The sequence below is a fragment of the Ottowia sp. genome, assembly GCF_035325765.1.
GTDB lineage: Bacteria > Pseudomonadota > Gammaproteobacteria > Burkholderiales > Burkholderiaceae_C > Ottowia.
Genome location: NZ_DAOKZG010000081.1, coordinates 1 through 7,377, shown reverse-complemented (window position 1 = coordinate 7,377; position 7,377 = coordinate 1). Strand labels below are relative to the sequence as shown.

Below are 7,377 nucleotides of genomic sequence, written 5' to 3'. Positions count from 1 at the left end.
GGTAGATGCCCAGCGCCGCGATGTCGCGCGACAGCACCACGGTGGAGTCCAGGTGCGCGAAGGTGGTGGCGGGCGACGGGTCGGTCAGGTCGTCGGCCGGCACGTAGACGGCCTGGATCGAGGTGATCGAGCCCACCTTGGTCGAGGTGATGCGCTCCTGCAGGCGGCCCATCTCCTCGGCCAGCGTCGGCTGGTAGCCCACCGCCGACGGCATGCGGCCCAGCAGCGCCGAGACTTCGGTGCCAGCCAGCGTGTAGCGGTAGATGTTGTCGACGAAGAACAGCACGTCGCGACCCTCGTCGCGGAACGACTCGGCGATCGTCAGGCCCGTCAGCGCCACGCGCAGGCGGTTGCCCGGCGGCTCGTTCATCTGGCCGTACACCATGGCCACCTTGGACTCGCCGAGGTTGTCGAGGTTGACCACGCCCGACTCGGCCATCTCGTGGTAGAAGTCGTTGCCCTCGCGGGTGCGCTCGCCCACGCCGGCGAACACCGACAGGCCCGAGTGCGCCTTGGCGATGTTGTTGATCAGCTCCATCATGTTGACGGTCTTGCCGACGCCGGCGCCGCCGAACAGGCCCACCTTGCCGCCCTTGGCGAACGGGCAGATCAGGTCGATCACCTTGATGCCGGTTTCCAGCAGCTCCTGCGAGGGCGAGAGCTCGTCATAGCTCGGCGCCTTGCGGTGGATCGAGGCGGTCAGCGCCTGGTCGATCGGGCCGCGCTCGTCGATCGGGTTGCCCAGCACGTCCATGATGCGGCCGAGCGTGGCCGGCCCCACCGGCACGGTGATCGGCGCCGAGGTGTTGGTCACCATCATGCCGCGGCGCAGGCCGTCCGACGAGCCCAGCGCGATGGTGCGCACCACGCCGTCGCCGAGCTGCTGCTGCACTTCCAGCGTCAGTGCCGAGCCTTCCATCTTGAGCGCATCGTAGACGCGCGGCATGTGCGCGCGCGGGAACTCGACGTCGACCACCGCGCCGATGCACTGAACGATTTTTCCTTCAACTTGGGCCATGTCTTGCTCCAATGCCTTGATTCGTGTGTAGGGGTCAGACCGCCGCCGCGCCGGCGACGATTTCCGACAGTTCCTTGGTGATGGCCGCCTGGCGCGTCTTGTTGTAGACCAGCGTCAGCTCGCCGATCACGTTGCCGGCGTTGTCGGTGGCGGCCTTCATGGCCACCATGCGCGCCGACTGCTCGGAGGCCATGTTCTCGGCCACCGCCTGGTACACCAGCGCCTCGACGTAGCGGCGCAGCAGGTCGTCGATGACGGACTGCGCGTCCGGTTCGTAGATGTAGTCCCAGCTGTGCACGCGGCCGCTCTCGCGCGTCTCCTGCTGCATGCGCTCGGTCGACAGCGGCAGCAGCGTCTCGATCACCGATTCCTGCTTCATGGTGTTGATGAAGCGCGTGTAGGCGATGTAGACCGCCGACAGCTTGCCCTCGGCGTATTCGTCGAGCAGCGCCTTGACCGGGCCGATCAGGTTTTCCAGGTAGGGCGTGTCGCCCAGCTGGGTCACCTGCGCCACCACCTTGGCGCCGATGCGCGTGAGAAAGCCCAGGCCCTTGTTGCCGATGGCCACCGCGTTGACCTCGTTGCCGGCGTCCTGCAACTCCCGCAGCTGGTTCGTCACGGCGCGCAGCACGTTGGTGTTCATGCCGCCGCACAGGCCCTTGTCCGTGGTGACCACGATCAGGCCGACACGCTTGGCCTCGTGCGTCTTCATGAACGGGTGCACGTAGTCGGGGTGCACCTCGCCCAGGTTGGTGGCGATGTTGCGCACCTTCTCGGCGTAGGGGCGGGCCGCGCGCATGCGCTCCTGCGCCTTGCGCATCTTGCTGGCCGCAACCATCTCCATCGCCTTGGTGATCTTCTTGGTGTTCTCCACCGACTTGATCTTGACGCGGATTTCCTTGCCGACTGCCATCGCTTCAGCTCCTGCCCACGCGCTCAGGCAAAGGTTTTCTTGAACGCCTCGATGGCGGCCGTGAGTTCGCTTTCGGCTTCCTTGTCCTTGTCCAGCGACTTGCCGCCTTCCAGGCGCTGCAGCAGGGCGGCATGCTTGTCCTTCAGCCAGGCGTGCAGGCCGGATTCGAACGGCAGCACCTGCTTCACCTCGAGGTCGTCCATGTAGCCCTTGTTGACCGCGAACAGCGAGGCCGCCATCAGGCTGATGGGCAGCGGGCTGTACTGCGGCTGCTTGAGCAGTTCGGTGACGCGCGCGCCGCGGTCCAGCTGCTTGCGCGTGGCCTCGTCCAGGTCGGAGGCGAACTGCGCGAACGCCGCCAGCTCGCGGTACTGCGCCAGGTCGGTCCGGATGCCGCCCGACAGCTTCTTGATCAGGTCGGTCTGCGCCGCGCCACCCACGCGCGACACCGAGATGCCGGCGTTGATGGCGGGCCGGATGCCGGCGTTGAACAGGCTGGTCTCCAGGAAGATCTGGCCGTCCGTGATCGAGATCACGTTGGTCGGCACGAAGGCGGACACGTCGCCGGCCTGCGTTTCGATGATCGGCAGCGCCGTCAGCGAGCCCGTCTTGCCCTTGACCTCGCCCTTGGTGAAGGCCTCGACGTAGTCGGCGTTGACGCGCGCGGCGCGCTCCAGCAGGCGCGAGTGCAGGTAGAACACGTCGCCCGGGTAGGCCTCGCGACCCGGCGGACGGCGCAGCAGCAGCGACACCTGGCGATAGGCAACGGCCTGCTTGGACAGGTCGTCGTAGATGATCAGGGCATCCTGGCCGCGGTCGCGGAAGTACTCGCCCATGGTGCAGCCCGAGTAGGCCGCCACGTACTGCATGGCGGCGGACTCGGACGCCGAGGCCGCCACCACGATGGTGTAGTCCATGGCGCCGTACTGCTCCAGCGCGCGCACCACGTTCTTGATCGACGACGCCTTCTGGCCGATGGCGACGTAGACGCAGGTCATGTTCTGACCCTTCTGGTTGATGATGGTGTCGATCGCCACCGCGGTCTTGCCGGTCTGGCGGTCGCCGATGATCAGCTCGCGCTGGCCGCGACCGATCGGCACCATGGAGTCGAGCGACTTCATGCCGGTCTGCACCGGCTGGCTCACCGACTGGCGCGCGATCACGCCCGGCGCGACCTTCTCGATCACGTCGGTCATCTTGGCATCGATCGGGCCCTTGCCATCGATCGGCTGACCCAGCGCGTTCACCACGCGACCGATCAGTTCGGGACCCACCGGCACCTCCAGGATGCGGCCGGTGCACTTGACCGTGTCGCCCTCGGAGATGTGCTCGTACTCGCCCAGGATCACGGCGCCCACCGAATCGCGCTCGAGGTTCAGCGCCAGGCCGAAGGTCGGCTGGCCGTCGGCCGTGGGCGGGAATTCCAGCATCTCGCCCTGCATCGCATCGGACAGGCCGTGGATGCGCACGATGCCGTCGGTCACCGACACCACGGTGCCCTGGTTGCGCACGTCGGCGCTGACGCCCAGGCCCTCGATGCGGCTCTTGATCAGTTCAGAAATTTCGGTGGGATTGAGTTGCATGACTCGTTCCTTGGGTTCCTAGTTGTTGCCGAGGGCTCTCGTGCCGACGCGAGCTGCGTCAGGCGGTGAGGGCCGCTTTCATTTGTTGCAGACGGGCCTTGACCGAGGTGTCCAGCACTTCGTCACCCACCACCACGCGCACGCCGCCGATCAGCTCGGGGTCGACGTGCACATGGGTTTCCAGCTTGCGGCCGAAGCGCTTTTCCAGCACGCTCTTGAGTTCGGCCAGTTCAGCGTCCGCGATCGGGAAGGCGCTGTAGATCTGGGCGTCCGAGCGCCCGCTCGCGGCGTTCGCCAGTTCGCGGAACTGGCGCGCCACCTCCGGCAGCGCCGCCAGGCGGCCGTTGTCGATGATGGTGCGCAGGAAGTTGGCGCCGCGCTCGGGCAACGCCTGCGGCAACACCGAGGTGAGCAGCCGGAACACCTCGTCGGCCTCAACCTTGGGGTTGGCCGCGAACTGCAGCAACTGCGGCGTGTCGGCCGCTGCCGCGACAGCCTCGAGCCAGGCCTGCGTGGCCGGCAGGTCGCTGCGGCTGGTTTCGAACAGGGCCTCGGCGTATGGTCTGGCGATGGTGGCAAGTTCGGCCATGTGTGGATGTCCTCGGCCTCAGAGTTCGGTCTTCAGGCGGCCCAGCAGGTCGGCGTGCACGGCAGGATTGACCTCCTTGCGCAGGATCTGCTCGGCGCCGCGCACCGCCAGGCGCGCGACATCGTCGCGCAACGCCTCGCGTGCCTGCACCATCTGCTGCTCGGCCTCGGCCTTCGCGGCGGCAATGATCTTCGCGCCTTCCTCGCTGGCGCGCGCCTTGGCTTCCTCGATCAGCTGCTGCGCACGTCGCTCGGCATCGGCCAGGCGCTGGGCGTTCTCGCTGCGGGTGGTGGCCAGCTCCTGCTCGACGCGCTGGTTGGCGGCCGCCAGTTCGGTCTTGGCCTTGTCGGCGGCGGCCAGTCCCTCGGCCACCTTCTGGGCACGCGCGTCCAGCGCGCGCGCGATCGGCGGCCACACGAACGACATCGTGAACCAGACCAGCAGCAGGAACACGATGATCTGGATGATTAGGGTACCGGTGATGCTCACGGTTGATCCTTCATGCGGGCGGCGTGGGCGCCGCGAATCCTGATTGCGGGGCGCGCGCGGCCAGCGCGTCGCGCCCCGTCCCAACCCCGTCCGGTGCTTACTTGGCGAGTTGCGCGAGCTGGCCCAGGAACGGGTTGGCGGTGGCGAACCACAGCGCCACGCCGGTGCCGATGATGAAGGCCGCGTCGATCAGGCCGACCAGCAGGAACATCTTGGTCTGCAGTTCGCCCATCAGTTCAGGCTGGCGCGCTGCCGATTCCAGGTACTTGCTGCCCATGATGCCGATGCCGATACAGGCACCGACGGCACCCAGGCCGATGATCAGGCCAGCGGCCAGGGCGACAAAGCTGATGACTTCCATGATGACTCCTAAGGGACGTGGTTGGTTAAGGGAACAGAAAGGGAAAACCGTGGACGGACCGGCGCGCCGCGCGTCAGTGCGAGTCGTGCGCCTGGCCGATGTAGACCAGGGCCAGCATCATGAAGATGAAGGCCTGCAGGATGATGATCAGGATGTGGAAGATGGCCCAGGCCAGGCCGGCGATGATGTGGCCGATGGCCAGGCCGATGCCGGTGGCCGAGAGCGTGAAGGCGCCGCCCATCAGGGCGATCAGCAGGAAGATCAGCTCGCCAGCGTACATGTTGCCGAACAACCGCATGCCGTGCGAGAAGGTCTTGGAGACGAACTCGATGATCTGCATCGCGAAGTTGAACGGATAGAGCAGGAAGTGGTTGCCGAACGGCGCGGTGAACAGCTCGCGCATCCAGCCGCCAAAGCCCTTGATCTTGACGTTGTAGTAGAGGCACACCAGCAGCACCGCCACCGACAGGCCCAGGCTGCCCGAGACATCGGCCGTGGGCAGCACGCGCATGTAGGCGTGCGCCGGATCGCCGCCGAATGCGCCGTAGAGCTTCTGCCAGATGAGCGGAATCAGGTCGACCGGCAGCAGGTCCATCGTGTTCATCAGGGTGACCCAGACGAAGATGATGAGCGCCAGCGGCGCCACCGCCTTGCGGCTCTCGGCGCTGTGAATGATGTCCTTGGCCTGGCCATCGACAAACTCGACCAGGAATTCGACCGCCGCCTGGAAGCGCCCCGGCACGCCGGATGTCGCCTTGCGCGCCGCGGCCCACAGGATCCAGCAGCTCAGCGCGCCCAGCAGGATGGAGTACAGGACGGTGTCGTAGTTGATCACCGACAGGTCGATGATGCCCTTGGCCGGATGGTTCTGCCAGAACTCCAGGTGGTGGGCCACGTAGCCCCCGGCCGTCAGTCCCTCTTCCACAGCGTTTTCAGCAGCCATTGGTTGTTACTTTCCGCGCCTGTCCATTCCTGGACCGCTTCGACTGGATCAGCAGCAGCCCGATCCAGTACGCCTTGATCGTCAGCACCAGGCTCACCAGCAATGCCGGCCAACTCGGTACCCCCAGAATCTTCGGGGCCGCCATCAGCATCCCCACGGCCAGGATCACCTTGACCGCCTCCCACATAAGCAAGCCCGCCAGTGCCGCGCCGGGCGGGAAACCCGGCGCCGCCCAACGGGCCGCGCGTCTTGCGGCCAGCGCCGTCGGCAACACGCCGACCAGCGCCCCGTACACCGCCGACCAGGCCACCCGGGCCTCGCCGGTCAGCGCCCAGGCCAGCAAGGCAACCCCGGCGCCGATCAGCGCCTGGACCGCGAGCACGCGCGCCACGCGCAACTGCGGATGCTGGTTGCGCCACTGGCGCGCCTGTTCCGCCGTCAGAGGAACGAAAGCCTCTGCATCGCCCGCAGTGTCCTGCCAGCCCGGAGATTGCCGGTGCGGGGACCGCGCCGTATTGGACGTGATGGGTGTCATGCCAACTGACGCGGGATTGCCGCTCGTGCAATTTTCCGCAAAACCTGGCGATTATACGTAGAAACCCGCGCCATTTCGAACCCGCAGCCACCGCAGACCATAATTGACGCGCAGTCCCGACAGCGCGGCGGTGCCGGCCTGGCGGGGGCACGCCGCGCCGCGCGCATGGCACTGCACCGCCGAACACCCGCTCCACCTGTCCCGCATGACCGAACCGAACCCCTCCACCCCGTCCGCCCCCATGCCCGCGGAGGACGCTCCGGCGCCCGCCGCAGCCGAGGCGCGGCGCGCCTCGCTGCTCGAGTTTCCGTGCGCCTTCCCGATCAAGGTCATGGGCCGCAAGCAGGACGGTTTCGTGCACGCGCTGACGCAACTGGCGCGCCAGCACGACCCGGACTTCGACGCGGCCACGGTCGAGCTGCGCGAAAGCCGGCAGGGCAACTACCTGGGCGTGACCCTGACCGTGACCGCGACCAGCCAGGCGCAACTGGACGCGCTGTACCGCGCGCTCACCAGCCACCCGATGGTGAAGGTCGTGTTCTGATGGCGGCGGTCTCGGATTCTTCGCGGTCCCGCGTCCGCTGCGCCTGAACCGAGTGCCGCGTGACCCCGCTCCGGCGCGGCGTCCACCGGGTGGCGCGCATCGCGCCGGCATCACGACCGCGCGCGATGGCGCGCTGCCGTCCGCGCGCGATGGCGCGCTGCCGTGCTGGCACACTCGCCGCATCGACACCCGTTGCACGCCGGTGCGCGACCGACCGACCTGACCCATGCCCACCCTCGACTGGCTTGACCGCGAACACGCCTTCAGCGTTGCCGCGCGCGTGCCCTATCGTGTGCTTTCGCCCATCAGCCAGCACGGCGACGCCCAGGCCGCCGCCCACAACCTGTTGATCCAGGGCGACAACCTGCAGGCGCTCAAGGCCCTGCTGCCGCTGCATCGCGG

Annotated in this window: 9 protein-coding genes; 1 reads left to right on the top strand and 8 read right to left on the bottom strand. The window is 67.3% G+C overall.

Annotation, left to right across the window (positions count from 1 at the left end; all coding sequences use genetic code 11):
- The 8 genes from atpD to PKA16_RS15240 all read right to left on the bottom strand — a co-directional run.
- Positions 1–1,018, bottom strand: a 1,018-nt coding sequence (atpD, locus tag PKA16_RS15275; RefSeq protein WP_324404456.1) for a F0F1 ATP synthase subunit beta, incomplete at its 3' end; no start/stop codon positions are given.
- Positions 1,019–1,052: 34 nt separating this feature from the next.
- Positions 1,053–1,931, bottom strand: a complete 879-nt coding sequence (atpG, locus tag PKA16_RS15270) for a F0F1 ATP synthase subunit gamma (protein ID WP_324404454.1) — start codon at positions 1,929–1,931, stop codon at positions 1,053–1,055.
- 23 nt (positions 1,932–1,954) lie between these two features.
- Positions 1,955–3,514 carry a F0F1 ATP synthase subunit alpha gene (atpA, locus tag PKA16_RS15265; protein WP_324404452.1) on the bottom strand — a complete coding sequence of 520 codons (1,560 nt, stop codon included), beginning with the start codon at positions 3,512–3,514 and terminating at the stop codon, positions 1,955–1,957.
- A 58-nt stretch (positions 3,515–3,572) separates the two neighbouring features.
- The gene (locus PKA16_RS15260; RefSeq protein WP_324404450.1) at positions 3,573–4,103 is read right to left on the bottom strand and encodes a F0F1 ATP synthase subunit delta; all 531 of its coding nucleotides are present in this window, start codon (positions 4,101–4,103) and stop codon (positions 3,573–3,575) included.
- 18 nt (positions 4,104–4,121) lie between these two features.
- Positions 4,122–4,592: a F0F1 ATP synthase subunit B gene (locus tag PKA16_RS15255; RefSeq protein WP_324404448.1), complete on the bottom strand. Its 471-nt coding sequence runs from the start codon at positions 4,590–4,592 to the stop codon at positions 4,122–4,124.
- Positions 4,593–4,689: 97 nt separating this feature from the next.
- Positions 4,690–4,956: a F0F1 ATP synthase subunit C gene (gene atpE / locus PKA16_RS15250; protein ID WP_324404460.1), complete on the bottom strand. Its 267-nt coding sequence runs from the start codon at positions 4,954–4,956 to the stop codon at positions 4,690–4,692.
- A 70-nt stretch (positions 4,957–5,026) separates the two neighbouring features.
- Positions 5,027–5,896: a F0F1 ATP synthase subunit A gene (gene atpB / locus PKA16_RS15245; protein ID WP_324404446.1), complete on the bottom strand. Its 870-nt coding sequence runs from the start codon at positions 5,894–5,896 to the stop codon at positions 5,027–5,029.
- On the bottom strand, positions 5,886–6,431 hold the full coding sequence (locus PKA16_RS15240; RefSeq protein WP_324404444.1) for an ATP synthase subunit I: 546 nt from the start codon (positions 6,429–6,431) through the stop codon (positions 5,886–5,888). Before PKA16_RS15240 ends, atpB begins: the two co-directional genes overlap by 11 nt.
- Before the next feature lie 241 nt (positions 6,432–6,672).
- On the opposite strand from PKA16_RS15240, the gene PKA16_RS15235 reads away from it, so the two are divergent.
- On the top strand, positions 6,673–6,975 hold the full coding sequence (locus PKA16_RS15235; protein ID WP_324404458.1) for a DUF493 family protein: 303 nt from the start codon (positions 6,673–6,675) through the stop codon (positions 6,973–6,975).
- Positions 6,976–7,377 lie beyond the last annotated feature (402 nt).

Excerpts from the sequence above, each read along its gene's own strand:
- PKA16_RS15260 (WP_324404450.1), bottom strand. The coding sequence starts at position 4,103 with ATGGCCGAACTTGCCACCATCGCCAGACCATACGCCGAGGCCCTGTTC.
- atpB (WP_324404446.1), bottom strand. The coding sequence starts at position 5,896 with ATGGCTGCTGAAAACGCTGTGGAAGAGGGACTGACGGCCGGGGGCTAC.
- atpG (WP_324404454.1), bottom strand. The coding sequence starts at position 1,931 with ATGGCAGTCGGCAAGGAAATCCGCGTCAAGATCAAGTCGGTGGAGAAC.
- PKA16_RS15240 (WP_324404444.1), bottom strand. The coding sequence starts at position 6,431 with ATGACACCCATCACGTCCAATACGGCGCGGTCCCCGCACCGGCAATCT.
- PKA16_RS15235 (WP_324404458.1), top strand. The coding sequence starts at position 6,673 with ATGCCCGCGGAGGACGCTCCGGCGCCCGCCGCAGCCGAGGCGCGGCGC.
- atpA (WP_324404452.1), bottom strand. The coding sequence starts at position 3,514 with ATGCAACTCAATCCCACCGAAATTTCTGAACTGATCAAGAGCCGCATC.